This is a genomic window from Streptomyces crystallinus (assembly GCF_039521265.1).
Classification (GTDB): domain Bacteria; phylum Actinomycetota; class Actinomycetes; order Streptomycetales; family Streptomycetaceae; genus Streptomyces; species Streptomyces crystallinus.
The window spans coordinates 1-18,303 of record NZ_BAAACA010000015.1 but is presented as its reverse complement, the minus strand read 5'-3'; the positions used below and the strand labels follow the sequence as shown (position 1 = coordinate 18,303).

The following is an 18,303-nucleotide window of genomic DNA, read 5'->3' as shown; positions in this document are numbered from 1 at the left end:
TCAGCCGACCAGGCCGTCCGCCATCTCCTCGGTCAGATTGGACTCGGTGCCGGGGATGCCCAGGTCCTGCGCCCGCTTGTCCGCCATGGCGAGCAGCCGGCGGATCCGGCCGGCGACCGCGTCCTTGGTCAGCGGCGGGTCGGCGAGCGCGCCCAGCTCCTCCAGGGAGGCCTGCTTGTGCTCCATGCGCAGCCGCCCGGCGGCGGCCAGGTGCTCCGGCACCTCCTCGCCGAGGATCTCCAGGGCGCGCTGCACCCGGGCCCCGGCGGCGACGGCGGCCCGCGCCGAGCGGCGCAGATTGGCGTCGTCGAAGTTGGCCAGCCGGTTGGCGGTGGCCCGGACCTCGCGGCGCATCCGCCGCTCCTCCCAGGCGAGCACCGACTCATGGGCGCCCAGGCGGGTCAGCAGGGCGCCGATCGCGTCGCCGTCGCGGACGACCACCCGGTCCACCCCGCGCACCTCGCGGGCCTTGGCGGCGATCTGGAGCCTGCGGGCCGCGCCGACCAGCGCGAGCGCCGCCTCGGGGCCCGGGCAGGTCACCTCCAGGGAGGAGGAGCGGCCCGGCTCGGTGAGCGAGCCGTGGGCGAGGAAGGCCCCGCGCCAGGCCGCCTCGGCGTCACAGGTGGCCCCGGAGACCACCTGGGGCGGCAGACCCCGGATGGGGCGGCCCCGGCCGTCTACGAGCCCGGTCTGGCGCGCCAGCTGGTCGCCGCCCGCCACCACCCGTACGACGAAGCGCGAGCCGCGGCGCAGCCCGCCCGGGGCCATCACGATCAGCTCGGAGCTGTGACCGAAGATCTCCAGGATGTCCCGCTTGAGGCGGCGCGCCGCCATCGCGGTGTCCAGCTCCGCCTCGATCACGATGCGGCCGCTGACCAGGTGGAGGCCGCCCGCGAACCGCAGGATCGACGAGACCTCCGCCTTTCTGCAGCAGGTCCGGGTGACGGGGAGCCGGGAGATCTCATCCTTCACCGCTGCCGTCATCGCCATGGGCCGATCCTTCCATGCATCCGAAAAATACGGTCGTACGCGGCCGCCAACAGCTCCCGGTCGTGCTTCGGGGACCCGTCGGGCGCGGCGACCGCCGCCAGCTCGACCACCGCGCCGAGCGCCTTGGCGGCGTCGGCGAGGGACTCGCGGTCGGGCACGGCGGCCTCGTCGGCCAGCACCACGTCCAGGGCGAGTTTAGGGGCGTGTCGTCCCAAAACCTCCAAATGACGCTGCGGAGAGAAGCCATCGGTTTCACCGGGCTGGGGCGCCAGGTTCAGCGAGAGCACCTTGCGGGCCTTGGTCACGGTGAGCGCGTCGAGCAGCTCGGGCACCAGCAGGTGCGGGATCACCGAGGAGAACCAGGAGCCGGGGCCCAGCACCACCCAGTCGGCGTCCAGCACGGCCTCCACCGCCTCCGGGACCGCCGGCGGGTCGTGCGGAACCAGGTTGACCGACTGCACCTCGCCCGGGGTCAGGGCCACCGTGGCCTGCCCCCGGACGGTGTCCACATCGGTGGGGCGGGCCGGGTCGTGGCCCCGGACCAGCGCCTCCAGCTCCAGCGGGACCGCGGACATCGGCAGCACCCTGCCGTGCGCCCCGAGGAGCTTGCCGACCAGGTCGAGCGCCTGGACGTGGTCGCCCAGCTGCTCCCACAGGGCGACGATCAGCAGATTGCCGACCGCGTGCTCGTGCAGCTCGCCCTGGGACTGGAAGCGGTGCTGGATGACCCGGGCCCAGGTCTGGCCCCAGTCGTCGTCGCCGCAGAGCGCCGCCAGGGCCTTGCGCAGATCGCCCGGCGGCAGCACGCCCAGCTCCTCCCGGAGCCGGCCGCTGGAGCCGCCGTCGTCGGCCACGGTGACGACGGCGGTCAGATCGCCGGTAATCCGGCGCAGCGCCGCGAGCGACGCGGAGAGGCCCATGCCGCCGCCGAGGGCGACGACCTTGGGCTGGGCGCCACGCCCCCGGCCGGTGCGCAGCACCGGTCCGCGCGTGCGCCGTCGGTACACCTTCACTCGCGCCCCATGTCCCGGTGGACGACGACGGTCTCGATCCCCTCGGTGGCGAGGCGCGCGGCCAGCTTCTCGGACATCGCCACCGAGCGGTGCTTGCCACCGGTACAGCCGACGGCGATCGTCACGTACCGCTTGCCCTCGCGCCGGTAGCCGGTGGCGATCAGCTGGAGCAGCTCGCTGTACTGGTTGAGGAACTCCTTGGCGCCCGGCTGGTTGAAGACGTAACCGGACACCTCCTCGTTCAGACCCGTGTACGGGCGCAGCTCCGGCACCCAGTGCGGGTTCGGCAGGAAGCGGCAGTCCACCACCAGGTCGGCGTCGACCGGCAGGCCGTACTTGTAGCCGAACGACATCACCGTGGCGCGCAGCTCCGGCTCCTCGTCCCCGGCGAACTGGGCGTCCATCTTGGCGCGCAGCTCGTGGACGTTGAGGCTGGAGGTGTCGATCACCAGGTCGGCGTCGCCGCGCAGCTCGCGCAGCAGGTCGCGCTCGGCCGCGATGCCGTCCACGATCCGCCCGTCGCCCTGGAGGGGGTGCGGGCGGCGGACCGACTCGAAGCGGCGCACCAGCGCGTCGTCGGACGACTCCAGGAAGACGATCCGCCGGGTGACCTGCTTGGAGTCCAGGTCGGCCAGCGACTCGCGGAGGTTGTCGAAGAAACGGCGGCCGCGCACGTCGACGACGACGGCGATGCGGGCCACATTGCCCTGGGACCGGGCGCCGAGCTCCACCATGGTGGGGATCAGCGCGGGCGGCAGGTTGTCGACGACGAACCAGCCGAGGTCCTCCAGGCACTTGGCGGCGGTGCTGCGTCCGGCGCCGGACATCCCGGAGATGATCACCAGCTCGGGGATGGCCGCCTCTGCGGCGTCGTTCGTCGTGCCCGTACTCACGTGTGCGGCTCCAGCTTCTGCTTCTGATCGGTCGTGCTCAGTCATTTCGTGGATCCCCCGTCGTCCTCTTCAATGATCTCTCCTGTCGCCGTGTTCACGGCGGGTGCGGCCGGAGCTGCCTGGGCCAGGGCCGCCGCCACGGTCTCGGCCGTCTTGCGACCTATCCCGGGGACTTCACAGATCTGCTCGATTGTCGCCGACCGGAGCCGCTTCACCGAGCCGAAATGCTTGATCAGCGCCTGTTTGCGGGAGTCGCCGAGGCCCGGCACCGCGTCCAGCGGGCTCGCCTTGAACCGCTTGGTCCGCTTGACCCGCTGATAGGTGATGGCGAACCGGTGAGCCTCGTCACGCACGCGCTGGAGCAGATACAGCCCCTCGCTGGAGCGGGGCAGGACGACCGGGTCGTCGTCGTCCGGCAGCCAGACCTCCTCCAGCCGCTTGGCGAGCCCGCAGACCGCCACATCGTCCATGCCCAGCTCGTCCAGGGCCCGCTTGGCCGCCGCCACCTGCGGCTGGCCGCCGTCGACCACCACGAGCTGCGGCGGGTAGGCGAACCGCTTGGGCCGCCCGTCCTCGGTGCGCGGCCCGGTCTCCAGCGGGGCCTCGCCGGGTGCCGGGACCTCGCCGGAGGGAGCCGGTCCGGTCTCGGCGCCCTCCTCGCCGTCCGCCCACTCCCCCAGCCGGGCGCTCTCGGCCAGATAGCGCTTGAAGCGACGGGTGATCACCTCGTGCATGGACCGGACGTCGTCCTGGCCCTCGAAGCCCTTGATCTGGAAGCGGCGGTACTCGCTCTTCCTGGCCAGGCCGTCCTCGAAGACGACCATGGAGGCCACCACGTCGTCGCCCTGGAGGTGCGAGATGTCGAAGCACTCGATCCGCAGCGGCGCGCTCTCCAGGTCCAGCGCCCCGGCGATCTCCTCCAGGGCGCGCGAGCGGGTGGTCAGGTCGGAGGCCCGCTTGGTCTTGTGCAGCGCCAGCGCCTGCTGCGCGTTGCGCGCGACCGTCGCCATCAGGTCCTTCTTGTCGCCGCGCTGCGGGATGCGCAGCGAGACCTGGGACCCGCGCCGCCCGGCGAGCCAGGCGCCGACCGCGTCCGCGTCCTCCGGCAGCGCCGGCACCAGCACCTCCTTCGGTACGGAGTCGCCGGTCTCCTCCCCGTACAGCTGCTGGAGGGCGTGCTCCACCAGGCCCGCCGTGTCGACGTTCTCCACCTTGTCGGTGACCCAGCCGCGCTGGCCGCGCACCCGGCCGCCGCGCACATGGAAGATCTGGACGGCCGCCTCCAGCTCGTCCTCGGCGACCGCGATCAGGTCCGCGTCGGTGGCGTCGGTGAACACCACCGCGTTCTTCTCCAGGGCGCGGCGCAGCGCCCCGATGTCGTCGCGCAGCCGCGCCGCCCGCTCGTACTCCATCTCCTCGGCCGCCGCCGCCATCTCCTTCTCCAGGCGGCGCAGGTACGTACCGGTACGGCCGGCCATGAAGTCGCAGAAGTCCTCGGCCAGTTCGCGGTGCTCCTCGGGGGTGACCCGGCCGACGCACGGGGCCGCGCACTTGCCGATGTAGCCGAGCAGACAGGGGCGGCCGATCTGGGCGGAGCGCTTGAACACCCCGGCGGAGCACGTCCGTACGGGAAAGACGCGGAGCATCAGGTCGACGGTCTCGCGGATCGCCCACGCGTGTCCGTACGGACCGAAGTAGCGCACGCCCTTCTTCTTGGCGCCGCGCATCACCTGGACCCGGGGGAACTGCTCGTTGAGGGTGACCGCCAGATACGGATAGCTCTTGTCGTCGCGGTACTTGACGTTGAACCGGGGGTCGAACTCCTTGATCCACGAATACTCGAGCTGGAGCGCCTCGACCTCGGTGGAGACGACCGTCCACTCCACGGACGCGGCCGTGGTGACCATCGTGGCCGTGCGCGGGTGCAGGCTCGTGAGCGGCTGGAAGTAGTTCGCGAGCCGCTGGCGCAGGGACTTGGCCTTGCCGACGTAGATCACCCGGCGGTGCTCGTCCCGGAACTTGTAGACCCCCGGCGAGTCGGGGATCTGTCCCGGCTTGGGGCGGTAGGTGGAGGGGTCTGCCATGCCCACCACCCTACTGGCGGGGACCGACAACGCGGCTGCACGGGGCACAGCCCTTCGGGGGCGCGGCCTGGCTGGTGGGGCGCCGCTTCCAGGGGTGCCGGGAGATGCCGTCATCAGGGGCGCGGGGAACCGCGTGGCCGGCCGCGCACGATCCGCGGCCGGCCACGCGGTCCAGGGGACGGGCTACGCCCGGTTCGCCCCGCGCCGACGGCGACGCAGAGCCACGGCGCCGAGGCCGACAGCGGCGAGCGCGCCCGCACCGGCCGTCACCGAGGCGGCCGTGGACGCGCCCCCGCCCTGGCCGGAGACGGACGCCGCGGCCTGGGCCCGGGCTTCCTCCGGGGTCTGCCCGTACCCCCCGGCCTTGCCGGACTTCGCGTACGCGGACCCGGGCAGCTTGTCGCCGTAGGCCCGCTGGACCCGCTGCCGGTACGCGGCCAGCGTGGTGCCCCTGGCGCCGACCGCCCGTACCGCGTCCTCGTCCAGCGGCAGCACGGCGCCGCCCTTCTGGACGTACCACGCGTTGATCTGCGGCTCCTGGAAGACCGTGCCGCCGGGCAGCCGGCTCGCGCCCGCCGCGGCGTAGCGGGCCTCGTCGTCACCGGTGGCTATGTTCACCACCTGCCAGGTGCCGCCCCGTGGAACCGTCCACAGGGAGGCCTTCTGGCCGTCCGAGGAGACGGCCGTGGAGGCGAGGTACTCCAGCTTCGCCACCGGCGCCCCCGCCCGCCCCGCGACGAACTCCGGGGAGAGCGTGTACACGGGCACCGCGTCGCCCTGGATGCGCGGGGCGGCGGCGGTCAGGGACACCTTGCCGTCCCGGGCGAAGAACCGGGAGAGCGTGTCGAGGGTCGCGGGGGCCTCGGCCGCCCGGTGTGCGGCGGCCTTGGAGCCCGCCGTCGCGGTGGGGTTCCCCTCGGCCGCCGCGCCCGGGGCGCAGAGGCCGACGAGGCCGGTGACCAGCGCCGCGACGGCGGCGCAGCAGGAGGACAGACGTCGCAGGGTCATCGCCGTCACGCCCCGATCCGGTAGAGCGAGTGGGTCCAGGAGAACGAGTCGTTGTCGACGTACCAGGCGTGCGAGGCCCAGTTGTAGCGGTTGCTGGAGGGCCAGGGGTCACCCCAGTAGACCCAGCTGCTGGCGGTGTCGTACCCGTAGATCACATGCATGTGACCGCCGCCGCTGGACCACTGGATGCGGCTCTCCATCGGCCGGTTGGCGTTGATCTCGCTCTGTACGGTCGTGTAGCGCAGCCAGCCGCTGACGTACGAGCCGGAGCTGATCCCGGCCCAGTCCAGGGCGTTCTGCACATTGCCCAGGTCCGCCTGCCAGTTGGGGCAGTCGTAGCCCTGCTGGCGCCCGAAGGCGGCGTTGCAGAACTGGTTCTGGCTGTAGCCGCGGCCGAACCAGGTCGCGATGGTGTTGCCGCTGGCGGCCCAGCACCAGTTGTTCTTCTGCTGGGCCTGCATGGTGATGTTGAGCCGCTTCGACGTGGCAGCCGTGGCGGACGGCTTGTCGGCGGCGGTACGGGTGTCGGTGGCGTGGACGTCGGAGGTACGGGTGTCGGCGGCGGTCGTGGACGTGGCGGCTGCGGTGGTGCCGTGCTCGTGCGGGGATGCGACGGCGCTCGCCGTGGGGGCGGCGAGCAGGGCCGTCACCACGAGGGCGAGGGCCGGAAGCCGTCTCTTGCGGTTGTGCATCGCGTTCCTCCCGAAGCGGGGGGTGTGGGGATTGGAAGGAGCGCGTCCGGACGCTTTCGGTGAGCATCGAACGTTGTCGTGGGCTGGTCAACGCGCTTCAATGCGGGGTGAGACGCGGGTGTGAACGGAGTGGCCGCCATGTGAACAGGCCTTCCGGGCCCACCAGGCAGCCCGGGTCCCGCGGCGACCCGTGACCACCCCCCGCCGTGAACGTTCACTGTGCGGCCCGAAGTCCCCTGACCGGCGGCGCGGTTGAACCAGGCCTTCGTGACCACCCCCACCGAGGCCCCGTCCCGAGGCCCCGTGGCGGTGCCCGATCCGTATCCGACCTCGCGGCACTGCCCGATCCGTAGGCGACAGGAGCCCCGGTCCCGCGGCGGCCCCCTACCCCCGAAGCAAGCCCCCCCCCGATCCCGAAGCAGTCCCCTACCCCGAAGCAGTTCCCTACCCCGCAGCAACCCCCCATCCCGCAGCAGTCCCCGAGGGAGTCCCCCATGCTCCACACCGACGCCGATCTGGCACAGGTGCTGCACACCGGCCCGTTCCATCTGGCGCTGCGCGCCGCGCTCGCCGTACGCGGTCTGCCGCTCCAGCGCGTCCAGCACCATCTCGCGGGGCGCGGCGTCAAGGTCGGTGTGACCAGCCTGAGTTACTGGCAGCAGGGCGCGCGGCGGCCGCAGCGCGCCGAGTCGCTGCGGGCGGTGCGCGCCCTGGAGGAGGTCCTCGGGCTGCCCGAGCGCTCGCTGCTGCGGCTGCTCGACGACGGCGAGGCGCGAGACGGGGCGGAGCGCCCGGCGGGCCGCTCCTACCGCTCCCTGGTGGAGGCCTCCGGGGTCGTGGAGCGGCTGATCACGGGCCTGGAGTCACCGGTGGACGGGGGACTGCACACCGTCGGCCACCAGGAGCGGGTACGCGTCGGAGCGGGCCGGGAGCTGGTCGGCCGCGACTCCCAGCAGGTGGTGCGGGCCCACCGGGACGGCGTCGACCGCTATCTCGCCATCCACCACGGCGACCCCGGCTGCGACCCGTCCCGGGTGCGGGTGCGCGCGGCGGAGAACTGCCGCACCGGCCGGGTGCGCTGGGACGCCGAGACCGGCGTCCTGGTGGCCGAGCTTCTGTTCGACGCCCGGCTGCGGGCCGGCGAGACGTATCTCTTCGGCTACGGCTTCGAGGACGGCACGGCCGGGCCGAGCAGCGAGTACGTCCGCGGCTTCAGCTTCGCGGGCGGGCAGTACGTGCTCCAGGTCCGCTTCGACGAGCGGGCGCTGCCGGTGCGGTGCCGGCGCTTCTCCCGGACGTCGGCGGGCGCGGCCCGCTCGGCCCGGGGCGATCTGACGCTGAGCGGGCAGCACCGGACGGTGCACATGGTGGAGCAGGGGGTGCGCCCCGGAATCCTGGGGATCGACTGGGACTGGGAGTAGCCGGCGTGGCCGTGGGCCGTCGTCAGGCGTCGGGCCCGGCCACCAGCTTCCCGTCCTTCACCTTCACCGGGACGGGGGGCAGCGGAACGGTCGCCGGGCCGTGCACCGGCTGGCCGGTCATCACATTGAAGCGGCTGCCGTGGCAGGGGCAGTTCCCGTGCCCGTCCTCGATCTTGTCGAGGACGCAGCCGGCGTGGGTGCACTGGGCGCTGAACGCCTTGTACTCGCCCTTGGCCGGGCAGGACACCATCAGCCGCTGCTCGCGGTAGAGCTTGGCCCCGCCGACCGGGATCTCCTCGGCCGCGCCCAGCGCGACGGGCGCGGTCGGCGTCGGCGTCTCGGCGTGCCCGAGCTTGGAGTCGGTGGAGCAGGCGGCCACACCCAGCCCCGCGGCCCCGGCGAGGGCCGCACCTTTCAGCACGGTACGACGGGCGGCGGGCTGGCCGGACATGGGGTCTCCACGGTGCATGGGGGGTTGGTGACGTATCCGACGATACCGGCGGGGGGTGCGGGTGGGACGGGCGGGGCGGGCGGGGCGGGCAGCTGCGCCGGGGCGGGGGGGCCGCCCGTGGGTCGGCCCAGGCCGGGGAGGGGCGGGGGCGGGCCGGGGCCGGATGGGCGGGCTGGACGGAAGTCGTTCGGGTGGGTGTACGTTCGGCCGCGTGATCGTCGTTGCCGGAGAAGCCCTCATCGACCTGGTCCCCGAGCGCCCCGGCGACCGGCTGGGCCCCCTGTCCCCCCGGCTCGGGGGCGGCCCGTACAACACCGCGGTCGCCCTCGGGCGGCTCGGCGCCGAGACGGCCTTCTGCTCCCGTGTGTCGACGGACGGCTTCGGCGAGGCCCTGCTCGACGGGCTGCGCGCCGCCGGTGTCGACACCTCCCTGGTCCAGCGCGGCCCGGAGCCCACGACGCTGGCGGTGGCGAACGTCGGGCCGGACGGGGCCGCCGGATACGGCTTCTACGCGTCCGGCACCGCGGACCGCCTCTTCGAGCTGCCGCCCGAACTGCCCTCCGGGGTACGGGCGCTGGCGCTCGGCACCTGCTCGCTGGTGCTCGAACCGGGGGCGAGCGCGTACGAGGCGCTGCTGCGGCGGGAGTCGGGGCGGGGCGTGTTCACCCTGCTGGACCCCAACATCCGCCCGGGCCTGATCCCGGACGCGGACGCCTACCGGGCGCGTTTCCGCTCCTGGCTGCCGTACGTGTCCCTGCTGAAGCTGTCCGAGGAGGACGCGGCATGGCTGGGCGGCGGGGTGCGGGAGTGGCTGGCGGCGGGCCCGGAGGCGGTGGTGCTGACGCGGGGCGCGGCGGGGCTGACGGTGTGGACCCGCCACGGCGAGGAGGTCTCCGTCCCCGGGGAGCGGGTCTCGGTGGTGGACACGATCGGGGCGGGGGACACGGTGAACGCGGCGCTGCTGCGGGTGGTGGCGGGGCGGGGGCGGCTGTCTGCGGCCGAGTGGGGGGTGGCGCTGAGGTACGCGGCGGAGGCGGCGTCCCTGACGTGCGGGACGCACGGCGCGAACCCGCCGTACGCCACGTCCCTGAGAACCCCCACCCCGCCCCTTCCCGATGCTCTGGACTGAGTGTTCTGGAGTGATCGGGTCGTGGCGGTATCTACGCAGGTCAGGCAGTCGGGGAACTCACTGGTCCCCACAGAAAGCATGGAGACCAGCGCCACCAACATAGGAGCCACCCCCACCGAGACCCTGCGCGGGGTGCGGTGCGTCCGTCTGTCGGTGCGGACGGATGAGACGACGAGCCCGGAGCGTCAGCGTGAGTCTGACGACCAGGCGGCAAGCGCCCTCGGTATCGACTTCGGTACGGGTGAGACGCTGCGTGAAGCGGTCGACCTGGACGTGTCGGCGTCCAAGGTCGGCCCCTTCGAGCGTCCGCAGCTCGGCGCGTGGCTGAAGCGGCCCGCCGACTTCGACGCCCTTGTCTTCTGGCGCTTCGACCGTGCCATTCGGTCCATGGGCGACATGCACGAGCTTGCGAAGTGGGCCCGCGAGCACCGCAAGATGATCGTCTTCGCCGAGGGTCTGGGCGGCACAGGGCGGCTCGTCTTCGACTTCCGCAACCCCATGGACCCCATGAGCGAACTCATGATGATGATGTTCGCGTTCGCCGCACAGGTCGAAACGCAGTCCACCAGCGACCGCGTGACCGGCGCACAGGCAGCCATGCGCAAGATGCCGCTTCGCTGGCGCGGCGGCGGCAAGACCGCATACGGCTACCTTCCCGCCCCCATGCCGAAGGAACACGGCGGAGTGGGCTGGACCCTCGTCCCAGACCCCGTGGCGGTCTCCGTCATCGAGCGAATCATTGCCGCCCTGATGTCCGGGCTCGCCCCTCTCGCCATTGCACGCATGCTGAACGCTGACGGCGTGCTGTCGCCGTCCGCCCACTGGGCCGCCTACCGGGCCCGTACGAAGAACGCCGGAGCGGAGCCCGCCGAGAGCACCCCTCGGAAGCGGAAGCCCGCGCAGTGGCGCGCCGAGACCATCATCAGGATGCTGACCAGTCCGGCGCTGCTCGGGTGGAAGGTGTACCAGGGCAAGCCCGTCCGTGACGACCAGGGCGCCCCGATCATGGCTGCCGAAACCCCGATCCTCACCCGCGAAGAGTTTGACCAGGTGGGCGCGCTGCTCGCACCCAAGCCTGTCGCCGAGCGTGCGCCTGTCCGTAAGGACTCCGGGGCGCTGCTGCTGCGCGTCATCCACTGCAACGGATGCGGCTCCCGCATGTACCTGAACAAGGCACGGCCGGGCAAGGGCCGCGACGTCTACCAGTGCTCGTCATACAAGTACGGGGCGAACTGCCCGGCCCCGTCCACCATCCGTGCGCAGTGGGCGGACGAGTACGTGACCACCGAGTTCCTGCGCCTGGTCGGCCCCGTACAGATCACCCGCGTCATCGAGATACCCGGCTACGACCCTCAGCCCGAGATCGACGCCACCGTGGCGGAGTTCGCCGAGCACCAGAAGCAGAAGGGCCGCCAGAAGTCCAAGGCGGCACAAGCCGAATGGCAGCGCCACGCGGACGCACTCGACTCCCGCTTGGCCGAACTGGAAGCGCGGGAGAAGACCGAACCCCGCCGTGAGGCACTTCCCACCGGACGCAGCTACGCCGACGACTGGAACAACGCGGACGCCATGGCCCGGCGCACCATGCTGGTGGAAGCAGGGGCCAAGCTCATGATCAAGCCCGGCACGAAGGGCGGGTGGCGAAAGCTCGACCTACGGCGCGCCGACTTCACCATCACAGGCGACCTTGACCCGGCAATCGAGGAGAACGCCACCATGGCCGATGCCCTCGCCGCCGAGAACAACCCGCAGCACACGCCCACGACCGGAGCAACGGCGCATCGCAACCTGACGCCGGACAGCCTCGCGGCTGCCGCGTAACGGGCCGGTACGAGCACGAGCACGCCCCGCCCACCCATGCCCGGCCGGGGCTCTCGGCGCCCCCTCCGCGGCGTATAGGCTCGTACCATCCCGCGCCGGAATGGGTGCGCGGGCGAGGGCTGGTGCCTTACAGGTTCGTCCTGGAATGCAGTACGACCGGCCCGCACCGCCCCGGTACTCCCTCGGGACCGCCGGGGCTTTCTGCTGCCTACCCCGAGGCTCGCCGACTCGGCCGAGACCGGCCCAGCAGCGGCACAGAGGGTGTCAGAGTGACGGTTCCAACCCACTTTTTAGAACACGTAGAAAAAACATAGAAGAAGAGAGACCGGACCACCGTTCAGCACACCGCCACGGTTCAGCGCGGGATACCTCCGCTCTCCCGTAAGTAGTGAGAGCGAGAACAGCCCGCGCATCCAAGAAAGCGCGGGAACGCCCGCTCTTCCCCACTTCCGAGAGCGGGACTACCGCGCACTCACCCAGCGGGAGTTCGGCGGGCTGAGTGCCTGACTTTGGGCACCAGCGTTGCCCTTGCACTACGCGCCTGACGCAGCGCTGCCGCGGCGAGGGCCACCAGCGGGCGCAGCCATGACGATATGACGGTTCAGGGCCCGTTTCTGTTTTTCTCTTACGTTTTCTAAGAAAAGTCAGAAAGACACTAGAACCGTCATTCCGTCATGCCGTGGGCCCGGCAGGAATCTACTGGTCCCCACAGCACAGTGAGGGGGTAGCCGCGGAGCCCGCATCGTCCGGAAGGGCGCCGGGAATTCGCTGGTCCCCACAACAGAGTGAGAGCGGGTTACCGCGCACCCACCCCAAGGGGGACACCCGGGCGGACCGAGTGCCCGTTCTCACCAGCGTTGCCCGTGCACCACGCACCCTCGCGTTACTCGGGGGTGGCCGCAGGGGTCGTGCGGCAACGCATGCGGGGACTGCATCGCCCATGAGTAACCGCCCTTGACCGGGGCGCCGAAAGGGGTTGTAAGCGCGTGCAGTCCCCTCGTTGTCCCGCCTTACCGGCGAGGACGACACAAGCCCGCCTAGCCCAATCGGTAAGAGGCACGCGGCCTAGACCCGCGGTGTTCCCGGTTCGAGTCCGGGGGCGGGCACCCGACAACAACGACGAACAGGCGGTGACACATGACCCCCTGCATTGAGTGCAGCGAGGCAGCAACTCGGCGCGGCCGATGCGGAGTTCACGACCAGGCGCACCAGGACCGTCCCACGGTTCGCGCGCGCCGTTCACGCGGTCGGCGACGAGCCGCCCGCTATGACGCTGCGGCTCGGCTACGCCGGCGAGTACAGGAACGGGGTACGGCCTGGTGCGACTGGTGCTTGGGCGACTTCCCCGCGGACGGGGTGGACGTGGACCACGTACGCCCACTGTCCCTCGGTGGCGAGGACGTTGACCGCAACGTTCAGGTGCTGTGCCACGGATGCCATGGGCTCAAGACCCGTACGGAGTTCGGGGCCGCTGCGCCTCACTCCTGACACCGCGACGTCCGAACGGACACACTTAGATTCGAACTACGCTAAATGTCCCCTGAACAGTCACGGTGTTGTCCGTACTGGACACGTAGACGCGCACGTCAGGAACGTAGTCGTCGTTGTTCACATATCCAGTTCCATACTCTCGCTCGGCTAGCGTGATCCGCCCCAAGGGACTGCCTCCTCGGGCAGTCCGCACTTCAAAGCGAATCTTCTCGTTTTGCGACGTGCGATTGTAGATCACAAGCTTAGTCCCGCGCGGAACCTTCGCTACGCGACACTCATTGAAGAATCCTTCCGGGGCCAAGCATTCGTACCTTGTAGCCAACGGTGCCGACGGTGTAGCGCTGGCGACATTGCCTGGCAAGGAAGACGCAACAGCGATGGCGCTGGCCACAACTACCTGAGTGAACCTTGTTCTTGGCATTCGAGTGCCCCTCATTATGGATGTGCTCACTTCTATACCCCCTCGCATCAGCGCGCATTCCCAGCATCCGGGCAGTCCCCTGATCGACGGCTGAGCGATTCACTAGTTCGAGCATCTTGACTACCGGTGGCAGTCCACGTTCGCTCGTGACGAATCATCGGCTTGTCCACCAGGCGGTGCCCGTACCCGTGGCCGTGATGCTGATTGTGATCAGCCACATTGGGATGCGCTGAATAGTCAAGTGGACGCCACCGCAGCGAAGTTCAATGGCGGGCTGTTGTTGTGCTGCCTGATAGGCAGACGGAAGGGCTGGACCCTTCGCCGAGATGTTGCGTTTGGTCACGCATGAAGAGTGCCCGACCAGAGTTCCCCATGAGAAGAATACCGAAGAGATATGCATATATCTGTCGCTCAATGGGGTGAAGCTAGAAACGAACATTCGTAGTTACTGGCACTCCCAACTTGTCTGGAGGTGTTCCCCCCATGCCCCGAAGACCCCGCCCCCCGTGCTCGGCACCCGGGTGCCCGGAGCTGACCGCCCGTGGCGGACGCTGTGAGGCTCATCGACGCGAGGCCGAGCAACAGCGCGGAACCAGCGCTGAACGGGGCTACACGACGCGTTGGCAGCGCATCCGTAAGGCGTACCTCTACCGCAACCCGTGGTGTCTGCTGTGCGGTCGCACGGCGACGGTGGCTGACCACTTCCCGCACTCTCGGCGTGAGCTGGTGGCGCAAGGAGTCGCCGATCCGGATGCGTTCAACAGGCTGCGTCCGCTGTGCACGACGTGCCACAACCGCGAGACCGCGAAGCGGCAACCGGGCGGTTGGGCAGCAGCAAATTTGAAGCCGATTCGGAAATAATTTCCGTCTCGACCAGGGGGGCACTCCCCTTCTCCCGCCCAAAAGATCGGCAGGGAGGCAAAAAACTCGCATGGCTGATTGGGCCATTTCTGTGGGTGTCGTCAGCAACCGGCTGCGGCACTTTTCTTGTTGATCCACCCAGAATTAGGGAATTACTCATGTCTTTGACTCTTGCTGAATCCGCGAAGCTTTCCCTTGACCAGCTTCAGCGTGGCGTGATCGAAACGTTCGTCCAGGAATCGCCGATCCTGGACCGGCTCCCGCTGATAGAGGTCCAGGGCAACGCGTACCGATACAACGAGGAATCAACCCTCCCCGGAGTCTCCTTCCGAGGAGTAAACGAGGCTTACCCGGAAAGCACCGGCACACTGAATCAGAAGATCGAGACACTTGCCATCCTTGGCGGAGATTCCGATGTGGACAAGTTCATCGCTCAGACCCGTGGCAACATCAATGACCAGCGAGCCATTCAGGAAACACTCAAGATCAAGGCCGCGTCCGTTCATTTCGCGGACCAGTTCTTCAACGGCGATGTCGAAGTGAACCCCAAGGGCTTCGATGGTCTGCGTAAGCGCCTGTTCGCTGGACAGGTCCTGGACGCAAAGGGCGTCGGTCCGGTCGCCAACGGTCATGACTTCTTCGATGCGATGGACGCTCTTGTCGCCCAGGTGCGCGGCATCAGCGGCTCGAACGGAGCGCTCTACATGAACGCCGCGCTCCGCGCGAAGATCGAATCAGGGTTCCGGCGGCTCGGTGGTGCCGAACTCCTCTCGGCCGAGATCGCCGGGAAGGCCACCGTCACATGGAAGGGCATCCCGCTGCTCGACGCCGGGCAGAAGCTGGACGGCACCGACGTGCTCCCGCTCACCACTGGCACGGGCGGCAAGCAGACCGGCGACATCTACGCCGTGCGCTTCGGCCGCACCGAGGCCGACGCCGGGGTGAGCGGCCTGACCAACGGCGGTGTGCAGGCCACCGACCTGGGCGAGTCCCACGACAAGCCCGTCTACCGCACCCGCATCGACTTCTACTGCGGCCTCGCCCTCTTCGGCGGCAAGGCCGCTGCACGCCTGACCAACGTCCTCGCCGGCTGACCCGCAGCATCACAGAGCCCCCGCGCTCGTCACCCTTCGGGGCGGCGGGTGCGGGGGTTTTGTCGCGTCCGGAAACGCCGACTTTCGCGTGACCGCATGACGCTGGAGACGTTCGGATGACGGTGCCCGACGGTCGCGAGCTCAGTACACCGGTCGGCCCTCTACCTCTGCCATGAGGAGCCGGAGGGTCAAGGAGTGCTTTTCGGGGGGCAGGGCTTCCAGAGCGGCCCGCGAGTAGGCCACCCCTCCCGCGCTGTCCCCGGACCGGGTGATCATCAGCCCCCGGTGCATTTCAAGGTGCGTGGCGAATCGGGGCAGTGTGGGGGGCAGTTCTGCCCGTGCCGCTTCCTGCGCTCCTACGGCCGTCTTCTCGTCTCCGAGCCGGGCGGCAAGCAGTGAAATGAAGACGTTGACTCGCCACCAGGGCACGGCGTAGTCGCTGGTCTGCTCGTACGAACCGGCCTTGTCGAAGACTCGTCGGCCTTGCTCGATGAGCTTCCGCGCTGCGTCGCGGTCTCCTCGGATCGCTGCTGTGTGGGCCTTGCCGAAGATGGCGTTCAGTAGTCCGAGCGAGGGCTTGTTACTGATCGCCATAGCCTGGTCGGCCAGCATGTCGGCAACGCCGAGGGATGCGCCCTCGTACCCCAGGGCGATAGCCGCGCGGCCCCGGACCCATACGCGCGCCGCCTCGTCTCCGGACTGGTCGGCCGCCTTGGCCGCCATGCGGTACCAGTGGACGGCCTTGGAGCCGTCCGACCCCGGAAACGTTTTGGCGTACAAGGTCATCAACCGGGAGGCCACAGACCACAGTTGGGGGGTGTCGAGCTGTTGTTGCACGGTGACCAGTTCCGCGCTGATGCGCCGCTGAATGTCGGCAGCGCCCAGGCTCATGTACTCGGTGCCGTACGTGGCCAGCTTGGCCTCCCAGGCATCCGCTGTGGGACCGCCGGACAGGCGGGCGGCGAACCCTGCGGACAGCAGGTCTGAGGCCACCACAGGGGCTATGGCCGCTCCGGCTGCATCGGTCAGGAACATACGGCGCTTCACTTCACCCTCAAGCACTGCTAGAGGCACGTCGAGAACTGCGGACAGGCACCGCAGGTAGAACGGGCCAGGCGTGACCTTGGAACGCTCCCAACGGCTCACATACTCCCGATCGAGGTTCGTTCCGAAGGTGTCGTTGATCGCCGACGCTAGCCGCCCCTGGCTCCATCCGCGAGCCTTCCGAAGGTCTGTGATCAGTTCCCCGATGGCCATGGGCTCATCTTGCCCCTACAGATGCCTCTAGACCGGTGGTGAACGGGGAAGCGGTGGCAACTTGCCCCTACGGATGCCCCTACGCGGTCCCGCTGCGGGGCGGGACGATCCCGGCACGACCACGCGAGGGGATGGCGAGAGACCATGGCTGACCACTGGGTCCCCACCACGGGAACGTACGCGGTGGACACGACGAGCGGCCGGATCGGTGAGGTACGCAAGCTGTTCGAGGGGTCGGCGTACCTCGTTCCGCCGGGCGGTGGTGCCGAGTGGGCTGTTGCCCCGGACAAGCTTCGCGCGCCGACGAACCACGAGGCCTTTCGGGCGCGCGTCTGGACTCGCCCTGTGGGGTCGCTCTGATGTGGGCAGCGGTACCTGCGCCCCGGTGGATTCCCGAACCGGGCGTAATCGTCAAGGACACAGCGCGCGGGCGGCTCGGGAAGGTCATCGCGTGGGACGGCGACACGCGCACAGTCACGCTGGTACCGCCGGACGGCGACGGGGAGTCCTGGGAGACCGGCGTGTTCCGCCCGGCGAACGAGCCGGAGGGGCAGCGGTGAGCTTCAGAAGCACGCTGCGCGCCGTGGTCTACAAGGTGCTGCGCCACCCTGATAGCGAAGTGACTCTATCGGCCCGCTGCATGTCCGGCGCGGATGGCGGATGCTGCTGGACGCTGGACGCGACGGCGGACCTCAAGACCGGAAGCATCGCCATGATCGAGCACACGGCCGCCACGGGGCACGCGATCTTCGCCCGCACGCTGGAAGACATGGCGTGCGTAATGCTCGACAGCCCTCAGGAGCAAGCCCGTCGCGTAGCGGTCAACCGGCTGGAACTCGCGGCCACCGAGGAGCACGCGAGGGCTGGTCACCCCTGAGACTCCCGCCCCCGGAGAGACCCGTACTCGCCCCTGCTGCCGATGGCGTGGCGCGAGTGGCAGTGGTCCCGTTCCGGCCGGGGGGTGGGGCGAGCCCCCGTCCGGCTGTTGCGCCCTCTCATTCCCGTGAGGCGTGACGGCCGGGCGGGTGGCAAGTGCACGACGGCTCGGGGACCGACTCCCCGTTCTTCGACGGGAGGAAACGCACGATGGCTGAGCGACCTGAGTTCGAGTTCCACACGTCCAGCATGTGCAAGTACGACCCGAACGACCGACGCTGTGTCGAGGTGGCGACCAACGTCCCCGGCAAGGTGGCCGTCCGCAACTCCGAGACGGGCCAGACGGTCGAGTTCACGGCGGTTGAGTGGACCGACTTCCTGGGCGGTGCCAGGCTGGGCGAGTTCGACTTGTCGGCCTAGGGAGACCCCATGCAGCCGTGCCCACGATGCGGCGGCAGCGCGGAGACCGATCCGGAGCATGCCCGGGTGGTGTGCTGCCTGTCGTGCTGGCACACATGGGTGCTTCCCGGTGAGCGGCCCTGCGCCGGGACGCGAAACCTTCTGGCCCCGGGGCTGCGCATGCTGGAGGAATACCGGGACCTGAACCGCTGAGTCCCGCAACAGCCCCGTTCGGCCACAGTGCCGGGCGGGGTTTCCTCGCGTCCTGACCAGGCACTACCCTCCAGAACACCTACTTACGAGCATCGGGGCTTCCCTAAACCCTCCGGGGGCGGGAGGGGGTGGGTTCTGCCGGGGGTTACGCCCCCGGCCCCGTGAGCGAGGGCTCCGCCCCCTGTACCC

The 18,303-nt window shown here is 69.8% G+C and carries 15 protein-coding genes and 1 tRNA gene; 8 read left to right on the top strand and 8 right to left on the bottom strand.

The window, feature by feature from the left end; translation table 11 throughout:
* The 6 genes from whiA to ABD236_RS15465 form a co-directional block, all read right to left on the bottom strand.
* Window positions 1–990, bottom strand: a complete 990-nt coding sequence (gene whiA, locus ABD236_RS15490) for a DNA-binding protein WhiA (RefSeq protein WP_101387789.1) — start codon at window positions 988–990, stop codon at window positions 1–3.
* Window positions 981–2,003, bottom strand: a complete 1,023-nt coding sequence (locus ABD236_RS15485; RefSeq protein WP_344074264.1) for a gluconeogenesis factor YvcK family protein — start codon at window positions 2,001–2,003, stop codon at window positions 981–983. The genes whiA and ABD236_RS15485 overlap by 10 nt, the downstream gene beginning before the upstream one ends.
* Window positions 2,000–2,941: an RNase adapter RapZ gene (gene rapZ / locus ABD236_RS15480; RefSeq protein WP_344074263.1), complete on the bottom strand. Its 942-nt coding sequence runs from the start codon at window positions 2,939–2,941 to the stop codon at window positions 2,000–2,002. The genes ABD236_RS15485 and rapZ overlap by 4 nt, the downstream gene beginning before the upstream one ends.
* On the bottom strand, window positions 2,938–4,980 hold the full coding sequence (gene uvrC / locus ABD236_RS15475; RefSeq protein WP_344074262.1) for an excinuclease ABC subunit UvrC: 2,043 nt from the start codon (window positions 4,978–4,980) through the stop codon (window positions 2,938–2,940). Before uvrC ends, rapZ begins: the two co-directional genes overlap by 4 nt.
* Window positions 4,981–5,163: 183 nt before the next feature.
* Window positions 5,164–5,988: a hypothetical protein gene (locus tag ABD236_RS15470; protein ID WP_344074261.1), complete on the bottom strand. Its 825-nt coding sequence runs from the start codon at window positions 5,986–5,988 to the stop codon at window positions 5,164–5,166.
* Between the two features lie 5 nt (window positions 5,989–5,993).
* Window positions 5,994–6,680, bottom strand: a complete 687-nt coding sequence (locus ABD236_RS15465; RefSeq protein WP_344074260.1) for a papain-like cysteine protease family protein — start codon at window positions 6,678–6,680, stop codon at window positions 5,994–5,996.
* 494 nt (window positions 6,681–7,174) lie between these two features.
* Between ABD236_RS15465 and ABD236_RS15460 the strand changes: the two genes are divergently transcribed.
* Window positions 7,175–8,101, top strand: a complete 927-nt coding sequence (locus ABD236_RS15460) for a hypothetical protein (RefSeq protein WP_344074259.1) — start codon at window positions 7,175–7,177, stop codon at window positions 8,099–8,101.
* 22 nt (window positions 8,102–8,123) lie between these two features.
* On the opposite strand, the gene ABD236_RS15455 is transcribed toward ABD236_RS15460, so the two are convergent.
* The gene (locus ABD236_RS15455) at window positions 8,124–8,552 is read right to left on the bottom strand and encodes a Rieske (2Fe-2S) protein (protein ID WP_344074258.1); all 429 of its coding nucleotides are present in this window, start codon (window positions 8,550–8,552) and stop codon (window positions 8,124–8,126) included.
* A 211-nt stretch (window positions 8,553–8,763) separates the two neighbouring features.
* Here ABD236_RS15455 and ABD236_RS15450 point away from each other — a divergent pair, with 211 nt between their 5' ends.
* The 5 genes from ABD236_RS15450 to ABD236_RS15430 all read left to right on the top strand — a co-directional run bounded on the left by ABD236_RS15450 (window position 8,764) and on the right by ABD236_RS15430 (window position 15,369).
* Window positions 8,764–9,681: a carbohydrate kinase family protein gene (locus tag ABD236_RS15450; RefSeq protein ID WP_344074257.1), complete on the top strand. Its 918-nt coding sequence runs from the start codon at window positions 8,764–8,766 to the stop codon at window positions 9,679–9,681.
* 78 nt (window positions 9,682–9,759) lie between these two features.
* Window positions 9,760–11,502: a recombinase family protein gene (locus ABD236_RS15445; protein WP_344074256.1), complete on the top strand. Its 1,743-nt coding sequence runs from the start codon at window positions 9,760–9,762 to the stop codon at window positions 11,500–11,502.
* A gap of 1,031 nt (window positions 11,503–12,533) precedes the next feature.
* A tRNA-Leu gene (locus ABD236_RS15440) sits at window positions 12,534–12,608 on the top strand.
* 31 nt (window positions 12,609–12,639) lie between these two features.
* Window positions 12,640–12,990: an HNH endonuclease gene (locus tag ABD236_RS15435; protein WP_344074255.1), complete on the top strand. Its 351-nt coding sequence runs from the start codon at window positions 12,640–12,642 to the stop codon at window positions 12,988–12,990.
* 1,443 nt (window positions 12,991–14,433) lie between these two features.
* On the top strand, window positions 14,434–15,369 hold the full coding sequence (locus ABD236_RS15430; protein WP_344074254.1) for a major capsid protein: 936 nt from the start codon (window positions 14,434–14,436) through the stop codon (window positions 15,367–15,369).
* A gap of 141 nt (window positions 15,370–15,510) precedes the next feature.
* Here the strand turns inward: ABD236_RS15430 and ABD236_RS15425 are convergent, their stop codons facing one another.
* Window positions 15,511–16,626: a helix-turn-helix domain-containing protein gene (locus tag ABD236_RS15425; protein ID WP_344074253.1), complete on the bottom strand. Its 1,116-nt coding sequence runs from the start codon at window positions 16,624–16,626 to the stop codon at window positions 15,511–15,513.
* A gap of 556 nt (window positions 16,627–17,182) precedes the next feature.
* On the opposite strand from ABD236_RS15425, the gene ABD236_RS15420 reads away from it, so the two are divergent.
* Window positions 17,183–17,503, top strand: a complete 321-nt coding sequence (locus tag ABD236_RS15420) for a hypothetical protein (protein ID WP_344074252.1) — start codon at window positions 17,183–17,185, stop codon at window positions 17,501–17,503.
* Between the two features lie 209 nt (window positions 17,504–17,712).
* Window positions 17,713–17,922: a DUF397 domain-containing protein gene (locus ABD236_RS15415; RefSeq protein WP_344074251.1), complete on the top strand. Its 210-nt coding sequence runs from the start codon at window positions 17,713–17,715 to the stop codon at window positions 17,920–17,922.
* Window positions 17,923–18,303 lie beyond the last annotated feature (381 nt).

Bases quoted from the DNA above. Each gene is read 5' to 3' on its own strand.
- whiA (WP_101387789.1), bottom strand. From the start codon at position 990: ATGGCGATGACGGCAGCGGTGAAGGATGAGATCTCCCGGCTCCCCGTC.
- rapZ (WP_344074263.1), bottom strand. From the start codon at position 2,941: ATGACTGAGCACGACCGATCAGAAGCAGAAGCTGGAGCCGCACACGTG.
- uvrC (WP_344074262.1), bottom strand. From the start codon at position 4,980: ATGGCAGACCCCTCCACCTACCGCCCCAAGCCGGGACAGATCCCCGAC.
- ABD236_RS15470 (WP_344074261.1), bottom strand. From the start codon at position 5,988: ATGACCCTGCGACGTCTGTCCTCCTGCTGCGCCGCCGTCGCGGCGCTG.
- ABD236_RS15465 (WP_344074260.1), bottom strand. From the start codon at position 6,680: ATGCACAACCGCAAGAGACGGCTTCCGGCCCTCGCCCTCGTGGTGACG.
- ABD236_RS15460 (WP_344074259.1), top strand. From the start codon at position 7,175: ATGCTCCACACCGACGCCGATCTGGCACAGGTGCTGCACACCGGCCCG.
- ABD236_RS15455 (WP_344074258.1), bottom strand. From the start codon at position 8,552: ATGTCCGGCCAGCCCGCCGCCCGTCGTACCGTGCTGAAAGGTGCGGCC.
- ABD236_RS15445 (WP_344074256.1), top strand. From the start codon at position 9,760: ATGGAGACCAGCGCCACCAACATAGGAGCCACCCCCACCGAGACCCTG.
- ABD236_RS15435 (WP_344074255.1), top strand. From the start codon at position 12,640: ATGACCCCCTGCATTGAGTGCAGCGAGGCAGCAACTCGGCGCGGCCGA.
- ABD236_RS15430 (WP_344074254.1), top strand. From the start codon at position 14,434: ATGTCTTTGACTCTTGCTGAATCCGCGAAGCTTTCCCTTGACCAGCTT.
- ABD236_RS15425 (WP_344074253.1), bottom strand. From the start codon at position 16,626: ATGGCCATCGGGGAACTGATCACAGACCTTCGGAAGGCTCGCGGATGG.
- ABD236_RS15415 (WP_344074251.1), top strand. From the start codon at position 17,713: ATGGCTGAGCGACCTGAGTTCGAGTTCCACACGTCCAGCATGTGCAAG.